Origin of the sequence: Enterobacter cloacae complex sp. ECL414, from assembly GCF_021869685.1 — a bacterium.
Classification (GTDB): domain Bacteria; phylum Pseudomonadota; class Gammaproteobacteria; order Enterobacterales; family Enterobacteriaceae; genus Enterobacter; species Enterobacter kobei.
The window spans coordinates 4,113,343-4,132,347 of record NZ_CP091481.1 but is presented as its reverse complement, the minus strand read 5'-3'; the positions used below and the strand labels follow the sequence as shown (position 1 = coordinate 4,132,347).

The window sequence follows — 19,005 nt, the reverse complement described above, 5'->3', positions numbered from 1 at the left end:
TCACATTTATGTCCGGATGTAAGTATTTGTTTGCCTGGTTGAGTATCAGGGAAAGCAGGGCAAGGCGGAAGAGTAAAATGCTGGTTTTTACGTGTTGCGTCATGTTTTTTAACTATTGGTTAACGGAAATGCCGGGTGGCGCTGAGCTTACCCGGCAAAACGCACTAAACCTGCTGCTTCTTATCGTGCTGGCGGTTAACCCAGGTATTGATAATCAGCGTCACGATCAGAATGCCGAACACCACGCCGAGCGAGATAGCGATCGGGATATGGTAGAAATCGACGATCAGCATCTTGATACCGATGAACACGAGGATCACCGACAGGCCATACTTCAGCATCGAGAAGCGCTCTGCGGCACCTGCCAGCAGGAAGTACATGGCGCGCAGGCCAAGGATCGCGAACAGGTTAGAGGTCAGGACGATGAACGGATCTGTCGTCACCGCAAAGATGGCCGGAATGCTGTCTACGGCGAAAATCACGTCGCTCAGCTCAACCAGAATCAGCACCAGCAGTAGCGGAGTCGCAAACAGCAGACCGTTCTTGCGCACGAAGAAGTGCTCGCTCTCGATCTTATCCGTCATGCGCAGGTGGCTGCGGATCCACTTGACCAGCGGCTTTTCGCCAATACCGGTTTCATCTTCCTTCGCCAGCGCCATTTTGACCCCGGTGAACAGCAGGAACGCGCCGAAGACGTACAGCAGCCATTCGAACTGGGTAATCAGCCAGCTACCGGCGAAGATCATGATCGTACGCAGGATAATCGCACCCAGCACGCCATAGACCAGCACACGGCGCTGCAGTGACGCAGGCACGGCAAAGTAACTGAACAGCATCAGCCAGACGAAGACGTTATCGACCGCGAGGGCTTTTTCAATCAGATAGCCGGTGAGGAAGGCGAGCGCCTGAGGATCGGCCACCGCACGGCCTTCGGTTGAGGCCAGGTACCACCAGAAGGCAGCACAGAAGAGCAGAGAGAGGGTGACCCACACCAGGGACCAGACGGCGGCCTGCTTTATGGACATGCCGTGCTCACCGCGACGCCCCTGCAAAAAGAGGTCGATCGCCAGCATGATGAGCACGACAACCGCGAATCCGCCCCACAACATTGGAGTGCCGACAGAATGCATACTATTTTCCTTACACATAAAAAAACAAAAACGGCTATGGTCAGAAGACGATAGCCGTTAGCTTTTTATGCATAGACCTCGCCTTCCGGCAAGGTCTCACTTACAACCACGAAGGTTGCCCGGCGACCGGATGCGATTTTGCACGCATCGTAATGACGATCCACCGGCGAAGAAGTTACTCCCCTTTGCAGGTAACAAAATATGTCAGACCATCGGTTTCGTCAATGGTCTGCGCCTTTTCATTACACAGCTTTACGCGATAGCTTCTGCGCCCACGCCGTCTGCAGGGAACACCACGCCGGTCTGACGGCGGATCTCCGTTTGCAGCTTCGCCGTGGTGCGGCTCACCGCGAGGCCCGGGTGATTCACTTCGTTGTCTTCCACGAGACGGGCGAAGACCTCTGCCTCATAGAGCATAGTGTTAATATGCTGAGGCTGCGTCAGCTCCTGCGCTTTACCGCCGCGCGGCACAAAGCTCACTTTCTGACACTCGGAAATCTTCTCAATCACCAGCGACCCGGCTTCGCCCTGAATTTCGCTCGGCAGCACAGAATCACTGACTTTAGAGTGCTGCAGCGTGACGCTGAAATCGCCGTAATCCAGCACCACGACGCCGTGCGCATCCACACCGCTTTCCAGCAGGCTGGCCGTGGCCGTGACGCCGTGCGGCTCGCCCCACAGCGCGATTGCAGAGGCCAGGCAGTAAAAACCGATATCCATAATCGAGCCGTTAGAGAAGGCCGGGTTAAAGGTATTGGGGTTCTCGCCGTCCAGATAACGCTGATAGCGCGACGAGTACTGGCAATAGTTGATGAAGGCTTTACGCACTTTGCCTATTTTCGGCAGCGACTGCTGCAATAGCAGGAAATTCGGCAGGCTGGCCGTTTTGAACGCTTCGAACAGCACCACCTGGTTTTCGCGGGCAAGCGCGATGGCGGCTTCCACTTCCTGGATATTCGACGCCAGCGGCTTCTCGCAAATCACATGCTTTTTATGGCTGAGAAACAGCTTCGTTTGGGGGAAGTGCAGGGAATTCGGGCTGGCGATATACACCGCGTCTATGGCGTCGCTTTGCGCCATCTCGTCGAGAGAGGTGAAGAGATGCTCGACGAGGTAATCATTCGCAAAACTCTGCGCCTGCTCAAGGCTGCGGGAATAGACTGCGGTGAGTTTAAGTTTGCCGGTTTCGTGGGCGGCGTCGACGAACTGGCGCGTGATCCAGTTCGTTCCAATGACTGCGAAACGTATCATAAACGTTTACGTACTCCGTAGCGGGGAACCTTTAACCACTGTAGCACGTCATCATGACAATTCGCGTGCGTTACTGCGCATTACTCTTTAACGATAAATGCGTCAGCCACAGCCGGGTATCAAACTCCAGCTGGTGGTACTGCGGCTCCATGTGGCAGCACAGGGAATAGAACGCTTTGTCGTGCTCTTTCTCTTTCAGGTGCGCCAGCTCATGGACCACGATCATCCGCAGAAAGGCTTCCGGTGCGTTACGGAAAACCGTCGCCACGCGGATCTCGGCTTTGGCTTTCAGCTTGCCGCCCTGCACGCGGGAGATAGCGGTGTGCAGGCCGAGCGCGTTTTTCAGAACGTGGATTTTGTTGTCGTACATCACCTTGTTGATCGGCGGCGCGCTCTTCAGATACCGGCTTTTCAGATCCTGCGTATACTGCCAGAGGGCTTTATCGGTCGTGAAATCGTGCGTACCGGGGTAGCGTTTTTCCAGCACCGCGCCCAGCTTCTGCTCGGCAATCAGGCTGCGAACCTGAGAAAGTAAATGCTCCGGGTAGCCCTGGAGATAAGTAAGTTGGTTCATCAACGCCCCAAATCGACAATAAAACGGGTATACTCACGCACCCTTTTCAGGGATACGCCAAATTTTACCATTCAGGAGGGCCGATGAGCCACTTAGACAACGGTTTCCGTTCACTCAACCTTAAACGTTTCCCGGAAACGGACGACGTTAACCCGCTTCAGGCGTGGGAAGCGGCGGATGATTATCTGCTGCAGCAGTTGGATGATACCGAAATCCTCGGGCCGGTTCTGATCCTGAATGATGCATTCGGCGCGCTGGGCTGCGCCCTGGCGGAGCACAAACCTTACAGCATCGGCGATTCTTACTTAAGCGAGCTGGCGACGCGTGAAAACCTGCGCCATAACGAAATCGACGAATCCAGCGTGAAGTTCCTCGACAGCACCGCGGAGTACCCGCAGGCGCCGGGTGTAGTGCTGATTAAAGTGCCAAAAACCATGGCGCTGCTGGAGCAACAGCTGCGCGCGCTGCGAAAAGTCGTCACGCCAGAAACCCGTATTATCGCGGGTGCCAAGGCACGCGATATCCACACGTCGACGCTGGAGCTGTTCGAGAAAGTCCTCGGTCCAACCACCACTACGCTTTCCTGGAAAAAAGCGCGCCTGATCAACTGTACGTTTAGCGCACCGGAGCTGGCCGACGCGCCAGAGACGCTGAGCTGGAAGCTGGAAGGCACCGACTGGACCATCCACAACCATGCGAACGTCTTCTCCCGTACCGGCCTGGATATCGGCGCACGCTTCTTTATGGAACATCTGCCGGAAAATCTGGAAGGGGAGATCGTCGACCTGGGCTGCGGGAACGGTGTGATTGGCCTGACGCTGCTGGCGAAAAACCCGGACGCCAGCGTGGTGTTTAGCGACGAATCGCCAATGGCGGTGGCCTCCAGTCGTCTGAACGTGGAAACTAACCTGCCAGAGGCGCTGGATCGCTGCGAGTTTATGATCAACAACGCGCTCTCCGGCGTGGAGCCGTTCCGCTTCAACGCCGTGTTCTGTAACCCACCGTTCCATCAGAAGCATGCTCTGACGGATAACGTCGCCTGGGAGATGTTCCACCACGCGCGCCGCTGTCTGAAAATCAACGGCGAGCTGTACATCGTGGCGAACCGCCACCTGGACTACTTCCACAAGCTGAAGAAAATTTTCGGCAACTGCGTCACCATCGCGACGAACAACAAGTTTGTGGTGCTGAAGGCGGTGAAGCTGGGGCGTCGTCGTTAGTATTGTTTTGCCCGGTGGCGCTGTGCTTGCACAGACCTACGGTTTTGTAGGCCCGGTAAGCGCAGCGCCACCGGGCAAGAAATCAAATCGCTAATGCCAACTTCGTCCCCTGTGCAATCGCCCGCCGTGCGTCCAGCTCCATCGCCACATCGCATCCGCCAATCAAATGCACCGTTCTTCCGGCTTCGCGCAGCGGATCCGCCAGATCCCTTCTCGGCTCCTGCCCGGCACACAAAATCACATGATCCACACGCAACAGCTGCGGTTCGCCGCCGATCGTAACGTGCAGACCCTCGTCGTCGATCTTTTCGTAGCTCACCGCCGGGATCATCTTCACCCCGCGCGAGAGCAAGGTTGCCCGGTGGATCCAGCCCGTGGTTTTACCCAGTCCTTCGCCCGGCTTGCTGGCTTTACGCTGCAGCATCACAATCTGACGCGGGCTTTTCGGCAATTGCGGTCCTTCCGGACGCAGGCCGCCGGACTGGCTCAGGCTGGTGTCGATACCCCATTCCACGCAAAACTCGGCAATGTTCTGGCTGGTGGCCTCACCCGGCTGGCTTAAGTACATGGCGGTATCAAAGCCAATTCCGCCGCAGCCGATAATCGCTACGCTTTTCCCGACCGGCACTTTGTCACGCAATACGTCGAGATAGCTCAGCACTTTTGGATGATCGATACCTGCGATCGCAGGCGTTCGCGGTACGATCCCGCTTGCCAGGATCACCTCATCAAAACCGATCAGATCCGCCGCGCTGACAAACTGATTGAGCCGGAGCTCGACGCCCGTCAGGTCGATCATCCGGCGGTAGTAGCGCAGGGTCTCGTAGAACTCCTCTTTGCCGGGGATCTGTTTGGCGATATTAAACTGCCCGCCAATCTCGCCTGCGGCGTCAAAAAGCGTCACGCTGTGGCCGCGCGAGGCGGCATTCACTGCAAACGCCAGGCCCGCCGGGCCTGCGCCCACGACGGCCAGGCGTTTTATGCTGGCCGCCGGAACGATCGGCATTTTAGTTTCGTGGCAGGCTCGCGGGTTGACGAGGCAGGAGGTCACCTTGCCGACGAAGATCTGATCCAGGCAGGCCTGGTTACAGCCGATGCAGGTGTTGATCTCATCCGCGCGTCCGCTTTGCGCTTTGGACAGCAGCTCGGCATCCGCAAGGAACGGCCGCGCCATCGACACCATGTCGGCATCGCCGCGCGATATCACATCGTCCGCCACCTGCGGGTCGTTAATGCGGTTGGTGGTGACCAGCGGAACAGACACTTTGCCTTTCAGCTTGCGCGTCACCCAGCTGAATGCCGCGCGCGGCACCGGTGTGGCGATGGTCGGAATACGGGCTTCGTGCCAGCCAATCCCGGTGTTAATGAGGGTGGCACCAGCGGCTTCAATCGCCTGCGCCAGCTGCACGGTTTCGTCGAACGTCCCGCCGCCCTCCACCAGGTCGAGCATCGACAGGCGGAAGATGATAATAAAATCTGTTCCTGTTCGTTCGCGCACCGCGCGCACAACTTCAACGGCAAAGCGCATGCGGCGAACATAGTCGCCGCCCCATTCGTCCTCGCGCTGGTTAGTGCGGGCGGCAAGGAATTCGTTGATCAGATAACCTTCTGAGCCCATAACTTCGACGCCGTCATAACCTGCTTCACGCGCCAGCGCCGCGCAGCGGGCGAAGTCGTCAATCAGCGTTATGATCTCGTCGTGGCTGAGGGCATGCGGTGTGAAGCGGTTAATCGGCGCCTGAATGGCCGACGGCGCGACCAGTTTCGGCTGATAGCTGTAGCGCCCGGTGTGCAGGATTTGCAGGGCGATTTTGCCGCCCTCTTTGTGAACCGCGTCGGTAACGATACGGTGATGTGCAAGCTGGCTCGCATCGTTCAACACCGCGCCACCTTCCATCGTCACGCCTGAAGACGCAGGTGCTACGCCACCGGTGACAATCAGCGCCACGCCATGCCGCGCGCGCTCGGCGTAGAAGGCCGCCAGACGCTCGGCACCGTCCGGACGCTCTTCCAGCCCAGTGTGCATCGAGCCCATTAACACGCGGTTTTTAAGGGTGGTGAACCCCAGATCCAGGGGGGCGAACAACGACGGGTAGCGGCTCATAGTCTCTTCCAGTGTAAAATTATTGTTATGTGGTCGGATGAGTTACTAATTTAGCCAGCGGCAGCGGAAAGGTAAAAGCGGGATCGAATGATTGTGATAGATCTCAAAGAACTTCCCCGGTGGCGCTGCGCTTACCGGGGCTACAAAACCCCAGGACGAATAAGCGCAGCGCTATCCGGCGTATTTTACGGCGCCGCTGCCCGTACCAATCCCGGGGCCTGCCACATCGATGTGGTCAGCCCGCTATCCACCAGCCCAAGCTGGTCGGCATACACCGCCTGCCATTTTTGCATCATGCCGTCATACAGCTCACGATGCTGGGGATTTGGCGTGAACTCGCGGCTCCACTTCACCAGCCGCTCGCCCGTTGAGGCCATATCTGCAAATAATCCCGCGCCTGCGCCTGCCGCAATCGCGCAGCCGAGCGCTGTCGCCTCTTTCACTTCCGGCACGCGTACCGGCAGTCCGGTGACGTCGCTTAAGATCTGACTCCACAGGGCGCCTTTTGCTCCTCCGCCCGCAAAAACTAAACTTTCAAACGTCACGCCGGAGAAGCGCGAAATCTGCGCCAGGTTGCAGGCCGAAACGATTGCCGCATTCTCTTCCAGGGCACGGAACAGCGTCGCTTTGTTGCACTTTTCCGGGTCGATAGAGAGGTTAATAAACGACGGCGCGGCGTGGTACCACTGCTTGAAATGCATCGCGTCGGAGAAGATCGGCATCACCCCGTGGGAGCCTGCCGGCACGCGGCTCGCCATCTCTTCCAGCAGAGTATAGGTGTCCACTCCCATCCGCCCGGCAATCAGCTTTTCTTCTGCGCAAAAGGCGTCGCGGAACCAGCGCATGGTCAGCCCGGTGAAGAAGCTGATCGACTCCGCCTGGGCCATGCCGGGGATGACGTGCGGGTTCACGCGGATATTCATATCGGGGTCGGTGCGCACCTGCGGCAGGTTCACCACCTGCTGCCAGAAGGTGCCGCCCAGCACCGCCGTTTGTCCGGCGCGGACCACGCCCAGCCCCAGGCAGCCCAGCTGTACATCGCCACCGCCCATTACCACCGGCGTGCCTTCGCGCAGGCCGCTTTGCTGCGCGGCTTCATGGGTAATGGCTCCCAGTACGCTGCCGGTCTCTTTCACCGGGGAGAGAATATCGGCGCGCAGCCCGGCCATGTCGAGCAGCGCCGGACGCCAGTCGCGGGAAAAGAGATCCAGCATGCCGGTGGTGCCCGCATTGGAGGGATCCACCGCCAGCTCGCCGGAAAGCTTCGCCGCCAGCCAGTCGCTGATCATGGTGATGGTCGCGGCCTTGCGGTAGATGTCGGGGCGATGGTGCGCCAGCCACAGAAGGCGCGGCATGGCGCTCAGGGCGAGAGTTTGCCCGGAGACGTCATACACTTCGGATTCAAAGCGGTTGTCGTGGATCTCTTTGAGCTCGGCCACCTCGCGGCTGGCGCGGGCGTCGACGTTGGCGCAGGCCCAGATGGCCTCGCCGTTGCGGTCGTACAGCACAATCCCTTCGCGCATGGAGCAGCAGGCAACGGACTGGATATCCGCCGCGGTCAGGTGCGCATGCTCCAGCGCCTGATGAATGCACTGGCAGGTCAGCCGCCAGTTGGTGTCGAGATCGAACTCCATCGATCCCGTTACGTTCTCCACGCTCAGGTGCTTCCACTCGGCCTGACCGACGGCAATCTGGTTGCCCTGTAAATCGAAAATCACGGCGCGAACGCTGCCGGTCCCTGCATCTAACGCTAAAAGGTAACTCATGAGCTTGCCTCGTTGTTAGCGCAGGGCATCCCCGTTACGCCAGGGCCAGCACCGCGCGGGCTGTCGTCTCCTCCGTCACCAGGCCATTGATACGGCGACCCTTCAGTGCGGCATAAATCGCATCGGCTTTCTCTTCCCCGCCGGCCACGCCAACGATGGTGGGCAGTTGCGCCAGTTCATCGAGCGTGACGCCGAGTAATTCTTTATGGATCTCCAGCTCCTCAACGCATTCCCCCTCGGCATTAAGGAAATAACCGAGAATGTCGCCGACTGCGCCTTTGCGGGCGTACATCAGCTGTTCACCTTCGCTGATATAGCCGGAGCGCAGTATCGTGGCGTCACGGCGCTGGTTCACCGAACCAATGCCAACCACCGCCACGTCGGCGGCGGTGGCGGCGAGGATCACGTCCCGCACGCTGGTTTCACGTTTTAAGATCCCGGCAACGGAGGCGGATGACACGCGCAGCGGGGCGGGGATCATGCTGACGCTGCAGGCCGCGTCCAGCTGGCCGATACCGGTCATATACGGCCCGACGCCGCCGGAGAGCGTCACCAGGCGGATCTGCTGCGAGCTGATAAAGCCGCTCAGGTGCTGCAGGCTGCTCATGGTCGTTTCACCAAATCCCACCGCCAACAGCTGGCCGGGCTCCAGCACGCCCATTAGCGACTGCGCCGCGCCAATGCCCAGCCGCACGTTCATCGGCGGCGTATTCAGGGCGGGCATCACGCGCACCAGCTTCAGCCCAAAGCGCTGCTGTAGTTCGGTTTCCAGCGCCAGACAGCCCTCGTAACGGGAGTTGATCTGCACGCGGATCACCCCGGACTGGCGGCCTTTCTCCAGCAGACGGGAGATCTTCAAACGCGGCAGCCCGAGTCGCTCACCGATGTCGTTCTGGGTCAGCCCGTCGTGGTAATAGCACCAGGCCACGCGCGCCACCAGCTCCTCTTCCGCCAGCGCCAGCCCGGCAAACCGTCCTTCTTCCGCAGTGCGTTTATCGCTCATAATTGAACTCTTATAAAAATTTAGATCATATGTTCGTGATGACGCGAAGGGAAAATGTGAGCCACGCGACAAAACGGATCTTTAAGCGGGTTTCTGTTTTATCTGGATCTTAATCAATAAAACTGTGATCCCTGCACGGTTGTAAATATAGTTCACCGTCTACGCTTTTGAACATTATTAAATCTAAAAATCATTTGTTCAATAGCGGAGCGATGATGACACCACTTATTGAAGCGCGGGGGATCAGCAAGCAGTTCTCGGGCGTGCCGGTGTTAAAAGGCATTGATTTCACGCTGCTCGCGGGCCAGGTACACGCCCTGATGGGCGGGAACGGCGCGGGAAAATCGACGCTGATGAAGATCATCGCCGGAGTTGAAACGCCCGACAGCGGTGAACTTTCGGTTGCGGGGGAGTCTTTTGCACGGCTTACGCCAGCGCAGGCGCATAAGCTCGGCATTTATCTGGTACCGCAGGAGCCGCTGCTGTTCCCCAACCTGACGGTGCGGGAAAACATCCTCTTTCGCCTGCCCCGTGAACGGGATCTGGAACCGCGCCTGGCCGATAAGCTCCAGCAGCTGCAATGCCAGCTTAACCTTGATGCCACCGCCAGCACTCTGGAAGTGGCGGATCAGCAGATGGTAGAGATCCTCCGCGGACTAATGCGCAACGCCAGGATCCTGATCCTCGACGAACCCACCGCCTCGCTCACGCCCGGCGAAACCGAACGCCTGTTCCGCCAGATCCGCGCGTTGCAGGCGCTTGGCGTCGGGATTGTTTTTATCTCGCATAAGCTGCCGGAAATTCGCCTGCTTTCGAGCCACATCTCGGTGATGCGCGACGGTGCAGTGGTGCTGAGCGGTGAAACCGCGCAGTTTGACGATAACGCCCTGATTGCCGCCATGACGCCAGTGAGTCGGGAAAAATCTCTGAGCGAGACGCAAAAGCTGTGGCTGGCGTTGCCGGGCAACCGCCGCACCCAGCCGCAGGATTTCCCGGTGCTGCGCGTGGAGGATCTCACCGGGGAGGGGTTTATCGATCTGAGTCTTGAGATCTTCGCCGGTGAGATCGTCGGCCTGGCCGGGCTGGTGGGATCCGGGCGCACCGAGTTTGCCGAAACGCTTTACGGCCTGCGCCCGGTGCGCGGGGGGCGCGTCTGGCTGGAGAATCAGGAAATCACTGCCGATCCGCCTGGTTCACGTCTGGAAAAAGGGCTGGTTTACCTGCCGGAAGACAGGCAGGTTTCCGGCCTGTTCCTCGACGCGCCGATCCGCTGGAACACCGTGGTGCTGAACGAGCCGTCTTTCTGGCAGCAGCGCAAGCGGGAGTCGGCGGTGGTAGAGCGCTATCACCGTGCACTCGGGATTAAGCTCAACCATGCGGATCAAACCGTGCGTACGCTCTCCGGCGGCAACCAGCAGAAGGTACTGCTGGCGCGCTGTCTGGAGGCCAATCCTTTACTTCTTATTGTCGATGAACCGACGCGTGGCGTGGACGTCTCCGCGCGCGCCGATATCTACCAGCTCATCAAAAGCGTAGCCGCGCAGAACGTCGCGGTACTGATGATCTCAAGCGATCTCGATGAGTTCCCGGGCCTTGCCGATCGCGTACTGGTGATGCATCAGGGCGTACTCAGCGGCGAGCTGCCGCGCCATGCCGTTAGCCTCGACAGGATGATGGCGCTGGCGTTCGGAGGGCAATCATGAAGACCTTATTAAAGAACCGTGAGTTGAGCGCGTTTCTCGCCATTCTGGCACTGTTTGCCGTGCTGGTGGCGCTGAACCCGTCTTACTTCAGCCTGCAAACGCTGGGGATGATCTTCGCCAGTGCCCAGATCCTGATCCTGCTGGCCATCGGTGCCGCGCTGGTCATGCTGACCCGCAATATTGACGTCTCGGTGGGCTCGACCGTTGGGCTGTCGGCAATCGCCGTCGGCGTGGCGCTCAATGGCGGCTACAGCCTGCCCGTTTCCATCCTCTTCGCACTGTCGATTGGCGCACTGGCCGGGGCGTTCAACGGCGTGCTGGTGGTGGGGCTGCGCATCCCGGCGATTGTTGCCACCCTCGGCACGCTGGGGCTGTATCGCGGGGCGATGCTGCTCTGGACGGGCGGGAAGTGGATTGAAGGGTTGCCGCCGGGGCTGAAATCTCTCTCTGAACCGCTTGCCATCGGCATGTCGCCACTCGGTATGGTGGTGTTAATTATCGCAGCCGCGGGCGCGTGGACGCTGTCGCGTACCGCGTTCGGCCGTGATTTCTGCGCGGTGGGTGATAACCTCGCCGCCGCGCGTCAGCTGGGCGTAGCGGTGAACCGCACCCGCATGCTCGCCTTTACCCTGAACGGGATGCTGGCGGCCTGCGCAGGGATTGTCTTTGCCGCGCAAATTGGTTTTGTCCCCAACCAGACCGGCAGCGGGCTGGAGATGAAGGCCATCGCCGCCTGCGTGCTCGGGGGGATCTCTCTGCTGGGCGGCACCGGCACGCTGATCGGTGCCTTGCTTGGGGCTTTCTTCCTCACCCAAATCGACACCGTACTGGTGCTGTTCAGGCTGCCAGCCTGGTGGAATGACTTTATCGCCGGGCTGGTGCTGCTGGGCGTACTGGTGCTCGACGGGCGGCTGCGTCAGGCGCTGGCGCGCCATCAGCGGGCGCTGAAATACTGCCGCTTCCAGCCAGGTCACAGAGGGGGAAAGCACGTCACTCCCTTTCCCAAACGCAAAAAAGAGGTGGCGTAAATGAAGCTTAACTGGGAAAGCGCGCTGCTGGTTTTGCTGGTGCTGGAGATCCTGCTCTTTGGCGCCATTAACCCGCGCATGCTCGACATCAATATGCTGCTGTTCAGCACCAGCGACTTCATCTGTATCGGTATCGTGGCGCTGCCGCTCACGCTTGTCATTATCAGCGGCGGGATCGACATCTCGCTGGGTTCGACCATCGGCCTGTGCGCCATCGCGCTGGGGGTGATGATGCAGGCCGGGTGGCCGATGGCGGTGGCCATTCCGCTGACGCTGCTGCTCGGCCTGCTGTGCGGGCTGGTGAATGCGGCGCTGATCCACTACACCGGCATCAGTCCACTGGTGATTACCCTCGGCACACTCTATCTCTACGGTGGCGGGGCGTTGCTGCTTTCCGGCATGGCGGGGGCGACGGGCTATGAGGGCATCGGCGGCTTCCCGGACAGCTTTACCGCGTTCGCGAATCTCACGGTCGTTGGCCTGCCGCTCCCGCTGGTGCTGTTCGCTGTGATTACCGTTTTCTTCTGGCTGATTACCCACCGCGGGCGCTTTGGCCGTCATCTGTTTTTGATTGGCCAGAACCCGCGTGCGGCACGCTATGCGGCGCTGTCGGTTAACGGTATGCCCTACGCGCTGTATGGTCTGGTGGGCGTGGCCTCGGCCATTGCCGCACTGGTCATGGTCTCCTATTTCGGTTCCGCGCGGTCAGATCTGGGGCGCGATTTGCTGATGCCTGCGCTCACCGCCGCCGTACTCGGCGGGGCGAATATCTACGGCGGGTCAGGTTCGGTTGTCGGTACGGCGCTGGCAGCGCTGCTGGTGGGGTACCTGCAACAGGGTTTACAGATGGTCGGCATCCCCAACCAGGTATCGAGCGCGCTTTCAGGAGCGCTGCTGGTTGTGGTGGTGATGGGTCGTTCGCTGAGTCTGCACCGCGAATGGGTGCGTTCTCTCTTTAGAAAACTTTCCGGAGCGTAAGATGAAAACAAAACTGATAGTCCTGGCAATGGCCCTCAGCTTCGCCTCGGCGCAGGCGGCGGATCGGATTGCCTTTATCCCGAAACTGGTGGGGGTTGGCTTCTTCACCAGCGGCGGCAACGGTGCGAAAGAGGCGGGGAAAGACCTCGGCGTGGACGTCACCTATGACGGTCCAACCGAGCCGAGCGTTTCCGGCCAGGTGCAGCTCATCAACAACTTCGTTAACCAGGGCTACAACGCGATTATCGTCTCTGCCGTGTCGCCGGACGGCCTCTGCCCGGCCTTAAAACGCGCGATGCAGCGCGGCGTCAAAGTGCTGACCTGGGATTCCGACACCAAACCGGAGTGCCGCAGCATATATATCAACCAGGGGACGCCGGAACAGCTCGGCGGCCTGCTGGTGGAGATGGCGGGCAAGCAGGTCACCAAACCGAATGCCAAAGTGGCATTCTTCTACTCCAGCCCAACGGTCACCGACCAGAACCAGTGGGTGAAAGAGGCGAAGGCTAAAATCGAGAAAGATCATCCTCAGTGGCAGATCGTGACCACTCAGTTTGGCTATAACGATGCCACCAAATCCCTGCAAACCGCCGAGGGGATCTTAAAAGCGTATCCGGATCTGGATGCGATCATCGCCCCGGATGCCAACGCCCTGCCAGCCGCTGCGCAGGCAGCAGAAAACCTGAAGCGGGAAGGGGTGGCGATTGTCGGGTTCAGCACGCCAAACGTCATGCGTCCATACGTGGAGCGCGGCACGGTAAAAGCCTTCGGCCTGTGGGACGTGGTGCAACAGGGCAAAATTGCGGTCAATGTCGCCGATCGTTTACTGAAAAAAGGCGATCTTAACGTTGGCGACAGCGTGGACGTGAAAGAGATCGGTACGCTGAAGGTCGAACCGAACAGCGTGCAGGGCTACCAGTATGAGGCGAAAGGTAACGGCATCGTGCTGCTGCCGGAACGCGTGGTGTTCACTAAAGAGAACATCAACAAATACGATTTCTGACGGGGGAACAAATGGCTGATTTAGACGACATCAAAGACGGGAAGGATTTTGGCATCGGCACGCCACAGCAAAATGTGCCGTTTACCCTGAAGGGCTGTGGTTCGCTGGACTGGGGGATGCAGTCCAGGCTTTCGCGCATCTTCAACCCGCAAAGCAACCGCACGGTGATGCTGGCCTTTGACCACGGTTATTTCCAGGGGCCGACCACCGGCCTTGAGCGTATCGATCTCTCCATTGCGCCGCTGTTTGGCGAAACCGATGTGCTGATGTGTACCCGCGGTATCCTGCGGAGCACCGTGCCTGCGGCCACCAACAAACCGGTTGTGCTGCGCGCCTCCGGCGGTAACTCAATTCTGGGCGAATTGTCCAACGAGTGCGTGGCGGTGGCAATGGAAGATGCGCTCCGGCTGAACGTCTGCGCGGTCGCAGCACAGGTCTACATTGGCAGCGAGTTCGAGCATCAGTCGATCAACAACATCATCAAGCTTGTCGACGCCGGTGCCCGCTACGGCATGCCAACCCTCGCGGTGACAGGGGTGGGGAAAGAGATGGCGCGCGACGCGCGGTATTTCTCACTTGCCAGCCGCATTGCCGCCGAAATGGGGGCGCAGTTCGTCAAAACCTATTATGTGGATGAGGGCTTTGAAAAAGTCACCGCCAGCTGCCCGGTGCCGATCGTCATCGCCGGCGGCAAAAAGCTGCCGGAGCACGAGGCGCTGGAGATGTGCTGGCGCGCGATTGACCAGGGCGCATCCGGTGTGGACATGGGGCGCAATATCTTCCAGTCCAGCGCGCCGCTCGCCATGCTGAAGGCAGTGAAAAAAGTAGTTCACGAGAACATGAGCGCCCGTGAAGCGTTCCAGTTCTGGCAGGAAGAGAAACAGGGAGAAGCAAAATGAACGTGACGTTAGTGGAGATCAACATCAAACCCGAGCGGGTGGACGAGTTTCTGACGGTGTTTCGCGCCAACCATGAAGGGGCGATTAAGGAGCCGGGAAACCTGCGTTTTGACGTCCTGCAGGATCCGAGGGTGAAAACCCGGTTCTTTATCTACGAAGCCTATAAAGACGAAGCGGCGGTGCTGGCGCATAAGCAGACGCCGCACTATCTGGCGTGCGTGGATAAGCTTGAGGACCTGATGTCGGAGCCGCGCAAAAAACGCAGTTTTGTGGGGTTGTTGCCGGAGTAGAAAACGTAGTGAAGGCTTTGTAGGCCGGGTAAGCGCTAGCGCCACCCGGCATTTTTCAGGCCAGCGTCAGGTCCGCCAGGATCGCAGCAAGCGCCTCGCGCGGCTCACCCTGAATCGCCTGCAGTGGGAAGGGGAGCGCCGGTGCCTCCACTTTTCCCATCATCTCGGCTGCCGCTGCCATCACCCGCACGCTGCCGTAACGGCGGAACAGCGCCCACAGTGGCTCCAGACGTTCTGATTCCATGCTGTCTTTCGAGTGCGCAATTGCCAGTGCCGCCTGAGGGAACAGCCCGCCGACGACGGAATACCAGACGTCAAACCCGGCCTGCAGGGCGGATGCTGCCCGCCAGTCGCCGCTTATCCCCAGCGTGACCGTCTTCGGAAGACGCGCCCGCACCTGCGACACATCCTCCGGCATGTGGCCCATTTTCACCGAGCCAATATTGGGCAGCGCCGCCACGGCAAACATCAGCTCGTCGCTAAACTCAAACCCGGTGGTGGCGGGATTATCATAAACGCACAGCGGGACGGAGAGCTGGCGAGTTACCGTCTCATACAGCGAATAGACCTCGTCCGTCGTCAAACGCTGGTACGACACCGGTGCCATCAGCACGCTGGATGCACCTGCCTTCTGCGCGTGCTCAGCCAGACGCAGAATGTCATCCAGTCTCAGTGCGCCAATACTGACCATGACCGGAATGCCATTGGCATGTTCCACCGCGCAGCGGGTAATATGCGTGCGCTCCTCAACGGTGAGGTAGGCATAGCTGCCCGTTGAACCCAGAATACCCAGCGAATCCACCCCCGCGTCGACCAGGGGGCGAAGCAGGTTGATAAAGGCCTGCTCGTCAAACTTCCCCTCTTTCAGGGGCGTTAACGGAAACGCACTTAACCCGTGAAACATCGTGTTGTCCTCTTACAGTTCCAGCAGTTGAACCTGAGCCGTTGCGCCTTGCATTAATCGTTGCAGATTGCTGACCAGCTCCTCGCCCGCTTCTTCGAGCGCACCTGACGGCATCGTTGGCAGACTTTCGAGAATAAACCACATGGTCTGCGCCTGGCTATCAAGACGGGTGCGTATCCCTTGTCGCCAGTTCCAGCGACGACAGGTGACGCCCATATCGTCGCGCCAGATGACCTCGCCAGCATCCGGGTATTCCACCACCGGCTGGCCCTCTTTCAGGGTGTCAAAGGGTTCATTGCCCTCGGCCAGCGTCAGGCGCGGCGCACCGGAATAGGCCGCGAGATTCTCGCCCCCTAACGGAATGGCGTAGCGAATACTGACCGCATTATAGATGTCCACCACCGGGTCGAGTGAAGGTAGCGAACCGTCTTTAAGCACCCGCTTTCGCAGTGCGGAGGCCGAGCAGGGGGTACGTTTTGGCTTCGCGCCAAAGTTTTTAAATACCTCATCCCAGGCGGCGAGATGCGCTTGTGCCCACGGTACATCATCATTCAACACCTGCTGGCAAGCCTGCGTCAGCGCGGCGGGGGCAACTTCTGGATGGGTAATCTGTGCGGCTTCAACCAGAATGCTCAGCGCCCGAAAGCCCGGGGCAATCCCGGCAAGACGCGGGTCTATTGACGGCGTAACGAGAGACATAAATAATCCTGTATTGACTGTTTTATACCATGGTAGTGACCAATGACTGATAAAGTCAATATAATGACTGAGCAGGGGGCCGATGTTGCCCAGGTAAGCCTGGCCGTGGCGAACCGCATCCGCAACTGGCGTAAAGATAAAAAATTGTCGCTGGATGAGCTATCCCGCCGCGCCAGCGTCAGCAAAGGCATGCTGGTGGAGATCGAAAAGGGGGCCGCCAATCCCAGTATCGCTATCCTGTGCAAACTGGCTGCCGCGCTGGGCGTTTCCGTGGCGGATATTGTTAACGTCTCCAGCGAACCGGTCGTGCATGTTATTGAAAAACAGGCCATCCCGGTTCTGTGGCAGGGCGCAAAGGGCGGTTCTGCCAGATTACTGGCGGGTACCGCTGGCCCGGACATGATTGAACTGTGGCAGTGGGAGATGCAGCCGGGGGAACACTTCTCTTCACCGGGGCACCCGGCAGGCACATGTGAACTGCTACACGTGAACGAGGGGGTATTGTCGCTGACGGTGGGCGAGACGGTGACGCAGGTTGAGGCTGGCGCGTCGGCGGTGGCGAAAACGGAAGCCGCACACGGCTACGGGAATGAAGGCGATACCGTGCTTCGCTTCACCATGACGGTGGCGGAGTTTCACCGATAAAAAACTGCCCGGTGGCGCTAACGCTTACCGGGCTTGCTTAGGCCGGGTAAGCGTAGCGTCACCCGGCGCTTTTTACGCCTCTTCCACGCTCACACGCAGTGCTGCCAGCGCTTTACGTGCCGCTTTCAGCACCTGCTCGCACTGCTCAATCGTCAGCGTCAGCGGCGGTTCAATACGGATGGTTTTCGAGTTGTTGAGCGTTCCGGCCACCAGTACCCGCTGGCGGAACATCTCGCTCGCGAAGCTATAGCCGATTTCATTGTCGACAAACTCAATCGCCATCAATAACCCTCTGCCGCGTGCATCCTGCACCAGATCCGGATATTCCCGGCCCAGCTGGCGGAAGCCATCCAGCAGCATGTCGCCTTTCTGCTCTGCTTGCGCAGGCAGGTTTTGTTCCAGCAGCACGTTGATGGTCGCCAGCGCGGCCGCACAGGCCAGCGGGTTACCGCCAAAGGTCGTGGTATGCAGGAACGGGTTGTCGAACAGCACCGAGAATACCTCCTCGGTGGCTACCGTAGCACCAATCGGCATCACGCCGCCGCCGAGCGCTTTCGCCAGACACAGAATGTCTGGCTGAACGTTCTCGTGCTCGCAGGCAAACATCTTGCCGGTGCGTCCCATCCCGGTCTGGACTTCGTCGAGGATCAGCAGGGCGCCAAACTCATCGCACAGCTGACGCACGGCAGGCAAATAGCCCTGCGGAGGCAGGATCACGCCGCCTTCGCCCTGAATCGGCTCCAGGATCACCGCCGCCACGTCATCGCCGGTTTTACGGCATTCACTCAGCGCGGTGCGCATGGCGTTAATGTCGCCGAACGGCACGTGGCGGAAGCCCGGCAGCAGCGGCATAAACGGCTTGCGGAAGGTGGATTTAGCGGTCGCCGACAGTGCGCCCAGGGATTTACCGTGGAACGCGCCGCTGGTGGCAATGAAGGTGAATTTCCCACGCGGCGACTGGTACGCTTTGGCGAGTTTAATCGCCGCTTCGACCGATTCCGTGCCGCTGTTACTAAAGAAGCTGTATTTCAGTTTGCCGGGCGTTAAGGCCGCCAGCGTTTTCGCGAGCATGGCGCGAAGCGGGTCGAGCAGTTCCTGGCTATGGAGAGGTTGTTTCGCAAGTTGATTCTGTACGGCGGAAACCACAACTGGATTACGGTGCCCCACGTTGAAGATACCAAAACCACCAAGGCAATCGATAAACTCCTGTCCCTGGGTGTCGACAAGCGTGTTCAGACTTCCCGCTTGCCACTCTACGGCTCCGTAATCCCCGCCGGCGGTAACAGATTTGCGATACTCCAGAAATCCTGGATTGACGTGCTCTTTAAAGTAATCGATGACCTCTCGGTTAAGTTGTTTCATCTCCTCATGATCAAGCGTTTGCTTCTCTATGAGATTCAATGCGTGCGCGGTACAGGCAAGAGCCGAGGCGCTGGAAGGTAACCTGTTCAAAATATGCTCCCGGGGATCGCGTATCACATGATACTGGTTTAAGTATTGCAGGGATTACGCCACTTCAGAGGACTTAACGAAAATCGGGATAAACGCCAGGTTAAAATAATGTTGCACAATATTTAATCATGCCGATACAACCGAAACGGGATTTAGCGATAAGGCACAGCACGTGCAGGACGGGGCATAAAAGCGCAATTGCACGAAAGGAGTGCACTGCATGCCACTTAAGCGGGCGTTAACAGGTCATGCTTTGCAGGTAATTTCCAAGAGAAAGTATTTCAAATCAATGAATTATAAATTCTCACAAAAAGTGCGGTTTAAGTGAAATCTGCGATCTCCATCAAGTTTAACAA

17 protein-coding genes are annotated in these 19,005 nt (G+C 58.8%); 8 read left to right on the top strand and 9 right to left on the bottom strand.

What is annotated here, in order from left to right; all coding sequences use genetic code 11:
* Positions 1-164: 164 nt before the first annotated feature.
* The 3 genes from L3068_RS19855 to L3068_RS19845 all read right to left on the bottom strand — a co-directional run bounded on the left by L3068_RS19855 (position 165) and on the right by L3068_RS19845 (position 2,955).
* A complete protein-coding gene (locus L3068_RS19855) occupies positions 165-1,130 on the bottom strand; it encodes a TerC family protein (protein WP_023331359.1) in 966 nt (321 codons plus the stop codon).
* Positions 1,131-1,382: 252 nt separating this feature from the next.
* On the bottom strand, positions 1,383-2,381 hold the full coding sequence (locus tag L3068_RS19850; RefSeq protein ID WP_014885319.1) for a Gfo/Idh/MocA family protein: 999 nt from the start codon (positions 2,379-2,381) through the stop codon (positions 1,383-1,385).
* A gap of 70 nt (positions 2,382-2,451) precedes the next feature.
* Positions 2,452-2,955, bottom strand: coding sequence for a YgjP-like metallopeptidase domain-containing protein (locus L3068_RS19845; RefSeq protein ID WP_014885318.1), 504 nt, complete (start codon positions 2,953-2,955; stop codon positions 2,452-2,454).
* Positions 2,956-3,038: 83 nt separating this feature from the next.
* Between L3068_RS19845 and rlmG the strand changes: the two genes are divergently transcribed.
* Positions 3,039-4,175, top strand: coding sequence for a 23S rRNA (guanine(1835)-N(2))-methyltransferase RlmG (gene rlmG, locus L3068_RS19840; RefSeq protein ID WP_117581443.1), 1,137 nt, complete (start codon positions 3,039-3,041; stop codon positions 4,173-4,175).
* Between the two features lie 82 nt (positions 4,176-4,257).
* On the opposite strand, the gene L3068_RS19835 is transcribed toward rlmG, so the two are convergent.
* The 3 genes from L3068_RS19835 to lsrR form a co-directional block, all read right to left on the bottom strand.
* A complete protein-coding gene (locus tag L3068_RS19835) occupies positions 4,258-6,279 on the bottom strand; it encodes an NADPH-dependent 2,4-dienoyl-CoA reductase (protein ID WP_117581441.1) in 2,022 nt (673 codons plus the stop codon).
* 185 nt (positions 6,280-6,464) lie between these two features.
* Positions 6,465-8,045 carry an autoinducer-2 kinase gene (lsrK, locus tag L3068_RS19830; RefSeq protein ID WP_117581440.1) on the bottom strand — a complete coding sequence of 527 codons (1,581 nt, stop codon included), beginning with the start codon at positions 8,043-8,045 and terminating at the stop codon, positions 6,465-6,467.
* 34 nt (positions 8,046-8,079) lie between these two features.
* Complete coding sequence (lsrR, locus tag L3068_RS19825; RefSeq protein ID WP_014885314.1) at positions 8,080-9,048, bottom strand: transcriptional regulator LsrR; 969 nt, start codon at positions 9,046-9,048, stop codon at positions 8,080-8,082.
* A 215-nt stretch (positions 9,049-9,263) separates the two neighbouring features.
* Between lsrR and lsrA the strand changes: the two genes are divergently transcribed.
* Genes lsrA through lsrG form a run of 6 tightly spaced genes read left to right on the top strand, consistent with a single transcriptional unit; the run spans position 9,264 to position 14,949 of the window.
* Positions 9,264-10,751 (top strand): autoinducer 2 ABC transporter ATP-binding protein LsrA, encoded by a 1,488-nt coding sequence (lsrA, locus tag L3068_RS19820; protein ID WP_117581438.1) that lies wholly within the window; start codon positions 9,264-9,266, stop codon positions 10,749-10,751.
* A complete protein-coding gene (gene lsrC, locus L3068_RS19815; protein ID WP_117581436.1) occupies positions 10,748-11,779 on the top strand; it encodes an autoinducer 2 ABC transporter permease LsrC in 1,032 nt (343 codons plus the stop codon). The genes lsrA and lsrC overlap by 4 nt, the downstream gene beginning before the upstream one ends.
* On the top strand, positions 11,780-12,757 hold the full coding sequence (gene lsrD / locus L3068_RS19810) for an autoinducer 2 ABC transporter permease LsrD (RefSeq protein WP_045134798.1): 978 nt from the start codon (positions 11,780-11,782) through the stop codon (positions 12,755-12,757).
* A gap of 1 nt (position 12,758) precedes the next feature.
* Positions 12,759-13,760: an autoinducer 2 ABC transporter substrate-binding protein LsrB gene (lsrB, locus tag L3068_RS19805; RefSeq protein ID WP_014885310.1), complete on the top strand. Its 1,002-nt coding sequence runs from the start codon at positions 12,759-12,761 to the stop codon at positions 13,758-13,760.
* 11 nt (positions 13,761-13,771) lie between these two features.
* Entirely contained in the window at positions 13,772-14,659 is an 888-nt protein-coding gene (lsrF, locus tag L3068_RS19800; protein ID WP_014885309.1) for a 3-hydroxy-5-phosphonooxypentane-2,4-dione thiolase, read from the top strand.
* Positions 14,656-14,949 (top strand): (4S)-4-hydroxy-5-phosphonooxypentane-2,3-dione isomerase, encoded by a 294-nt coding sequence (gene lsrG / locus L3068_RS19795; protein ID WP_023331350.1) that lies wholly within the window; start codon positions 14,656-14,658, stop codon positions 14,947-14,949. The genes lsrF and lsrG overlap by 4 nt, the downstream gene beginning before the upstream one ends.
* A 55-nt stretch (positions 14,950-15,004) precedes the next feature.
* Here the strand turns inward: lsrG and L3068_RS19790 are convergent, their stop codons facing one another.
* Both L3068_RS19790 and L3068_RS19785 read right to left on the bottom strand, forming a co-directional pair.
* Positions 15,005-15,853 carry a dihydrodipicolinate synthase family protein gene (locus tag L3068_RS19790; RefSeq protein ID WP_117581434.1) on the bottom strand — a complete coding sequence of 283 codons (849 nt, stop codon included), beginning with the start codon at positions 15,851-15,853 and terminating at the stop codon, positions 15,005-15,007.
* A gap of 12 nt (positions 15,854-15,865) precedes the next feature.
* Positions 15,866-16,552: a B3/B4 domain-containing protein gene (locus L3068_RS19785; protein ID WP_214602838.1), complete on the bottom strand. Its 687-nt coding sequence runs from the start codon at positions 16,550-16,552 to the stop codon at positions 15,866-15,868.
* A 42-nt stretch (positions 16,553-16,594) separates the two neighbouring features.
* Between L3068_RS19785 and L3068_RS19780 the strand changes: the two genes are divergently transcribed.
* Positions 16,595-17,197: a helix-turn-helix domain-containing protein gene (locus tag L3068_RS19780; RefSeq protein ID WP_023331347.1), complete on the top strand. Its 603-nt coding sequence runs from the start codon at positions 16,595-16,597 to the stop codon at positions 17,195-17,197.
* Positions 17,198-17,269: 72 nt separating this feature from the next.
* Here the strand turns inward: L3068_RS19780 and ygjG are convergent, their stop codons facing one another.
* Positions 17,270-18,649 carry a putrescine aminotransferase gene (ygjG, locus tag L3068_RS19775; protein ID WP_023337828.1) on the bottom strand — a complete coding sequence of 460 codons (1,380 nt, stop codon included), beginning with the start codon at positions 18,647-18,649 and terminating at the stop codon, positions 17,270-17,272.
* Positions 18,650-19,005: the final 356 nt, after the last annotated feature.

Coding starts and splice junctions, on each gene's coding strand:
- L3068_RS19855 (WP_023331359.1), bottom strand. CDS start 1,130: ATGCATTCTGTCGGCACTCCAATGTTGTGGGGCGGATTCGCGGTTGTC.
- L3068_RS19850 (WP_014885319.1), bottom strand. CDS start 2,381: ATGATACGTTTCGCAGTCATTGGAACGAACTGGATCACGCGCCAGTTC.
- L3068_RS19845 (WP_014885318.1), bottom strand. CDS start 2,955: ATGAACCAACTTACTTATCTCCAGGGCTACCCGGAGCATTTACTTTCT.
- rlmG (WP_117581443.1), top strand. CDS start 3,039: ATGAGCCACTTAGACAACGGTTTCCGTTCACTCAACCTTAAACGTTTC.
- L3068_RS19835 (WP_117581441.1), bottom strand. CDS start 6,279: ATGAGCCGCTACCCGTCGTTGTTCGCCCCCCTGGATCTGGGGTTCACC.
- lsrK (WP_117581440.1), bottom strand. CDS start 8,045: ATGAGTTACCTTTTAGCGTTAGATGCAGGGACCGGCAGCGTTCGCGCC.
- lsrR (WP_014885314.1), bottom strand. CDS start 9,048: ATGAGCGATAAACGCACTGCGGAAGAAGGACGGTTTGCCGGGCTGGCG.
- lsrA (WP_117581438.1), top strand. CDS start 9,264: ATGACACCACTTATTGAAGCGCGGGGGATCAGCAAGCAGTTCTCGGGC.
- lsrC (WP_117581436.1), top strand. CDS start 10,748: ATGAAGACCTTATTAAAGAACCGTGAGTTGAGCGCGTTTCTCGCCATT.
- lsrD (WP_045134798.1), top strand. CDS start 11,780: ATGAAGCTTAACTGGGAAAGCGCGCTGCTGGTTTTGCTGGTGCTGGAG.
- lsrB (WP_014885310.1), top strand. CDS start 12,759: ATGAAAACAAAACTGATAGTCCTGGCAATGGCCCTCAGCTTCGCCTCG.
- lsrF (WP_014885309.1), top strand. CDS start 13,772: ATGGCTGATTTAGACGACATCAAAGACGGGAAGGATTTTGGCATCGGC.
- lsrG (WP_023331350.1), top strand. CDS start 14,656: ATGAACGTGACGTTAGTGGAGATCAACATCAAACCCGAGCGGGTGGAC.
- L3068_RS19790 (WP_117581434.1), bottom strand. CDS start 15,853: ATGTTTCACGGGTTAAGTGCGTTTCCGTTAACGCCCCTGAAAGAGGGG.
- L3068_RS19785 (WP_214602838.1), bottom strand. CDS start 16,552: ATGTCTCTCGTTACGCCGTCAATAGACCCGCGTCTTGCCGGGATTGCC.
- L3068_RS19780 (WP_023331347.1), top strand. CDS start 16,595: ATGACTGATAAAGTCAATATAATGACTGAGCAGGGGGCCGATGTTGCC.